The organism is Allobosea sp. 47.2.35 (genome assembly GCF_024655635.1).
Lineage (GTDB): Bacteria > Pseudomonadota > Alphaproteobacteria > Rhizobiales > Beijerinckiaceae > Allobosea.
The window spans coordinates 1-1,238 of the sequence record NZ_JANLGI010000059.1 but is presented as its reverse complement, the minus strand read 5'-3'; the positions used below and the strand labels follow the sequence as shown (position 1 = coordinate 1,238).

Genomic DNA, 1,238 nt, shown 5'->3' with positions numbered 1-1,238 from the left:
TCACAATGAAATCCAGCGTCAGTTCGATCGCTAGGCGGCCGTAATGGTTTGGGCCCTTATGGCCATTGCCATGCTCCATGGGGGCCTCCTTTCGGGAAGCTCTGAGGGTCTCGATACGAGTCAAAAACTTCCAGAAGCGGTGCTATTTTCCCTTCGTTTTCAGCCATTCGTCGATCGTCTTGATCTCCTTTTCCTGCGCGCTGACGATTTCAGTGGCGAGCCTCTTGACGGTGGGGTCTTTGCCATTCGCCAAAGCTACCTTGGCCATATCGATTGCGCCTTGATGGTGGGCTTTCATCTGCATCATGAAGTCGACGTCGGCATCGCCGGTAAATTTCGACGGCATCGCCTGCATCATCCGCATCATGCTCGCCTTGTATTCCTTGGTTGATGCGGAATCGGAGGCCTCCGGCATCATCATTTTCATGGGCATGCTGTCGCCCATCTGAGGCTTGGGAGCTGGCTGCGCGAGTGCGGCGGTTATCATGGAGGCCGCGAGGCCAGCGGTCAGAACGAAGCGCATCATCTGCATTCTCCAAGGGTTCGAGGGCAGGAACGGCTATGCCGCCATCTTTTGGCAGCTGTCTGCGCAACTGCGGCAGGCCTGGACGCAGTCGTCCATGTCTCCGATCCGCTCGCATTCGTTGGCGCAGTCGTCGCAGATGTCGGCGCATTCGGCGCAGAGATGCTTGTGGTGCGGGGAGCCGATGATCATGACTTGGGCGCTGGCGCGGCAGATCTCGGCGCAAGCGAGCATTAGCTGGATGTGCTCGGGGGCGGAGTGCGCTCCACCGAGCTTGAGGCAGTGGTTCGTGCTCATGCCGAGGCAGGTTTGATAACAGCGCAGGCATTCGTCGATGCAGGACTGCATCTCTGGGGTAGGGCGGTGCATGGTCTACTCCTTGAGCCCGTTGCGGAGGCGGTGAGCTTCCTGCTCCAAGGAAAGACGCGGGCGGCGAGCGCGGGTTCCTACCCGTTACAATCTGTAACAATCCGCTGGCTTGGCAGCGCTTTTGTCGTGCGGTGCAGTGGCCGTGCGCGGTAGTCGCGACCGAACGATTTTTGCTGGGTATCAGCCCGAGGGCGGTAATGACGAGCGGTCGCGCGGAGGAGTCGCCTAGGAGCGCGTTGCCGAGTTATCCCTTTAAGGCCATTCGCATCAGCCCGACGGCCGAGCTTTGAAATATCGCTCCATAGCGCGTCGCGCTAGATCTGCCTCGTCCTCAGCGATTGGGATG

Annotated in this window: 2 protein-coding genes; both read right to left on the bottom strand. The window is 59.4% G+C overall.

Annotated features, from left to right (window positions below):
* Positions 1-142: 142 nt before the first annotated feature.
* Entirely contained in the window at positions 143-526 is a 384-nt protein-coding gene (copM, locus tag NUV79_RS25190) for a CopM family metallochaperone (protein ID WP_248308054.1), read from the bottom strand.
* 33 nt (positions 527-559) lie between these two features.
* A complete protein-coding gene (locus NUV79_RS25185; RefSeq protein WP_089174951.1) occupies positions 560-892 on the bottom strand; it encodes a four-helix bundle copper-binding protein in 333 nt (110 codons plus the stop codon).
* Positions 893-1,238 lie beyond the last annotated feature (346 nt).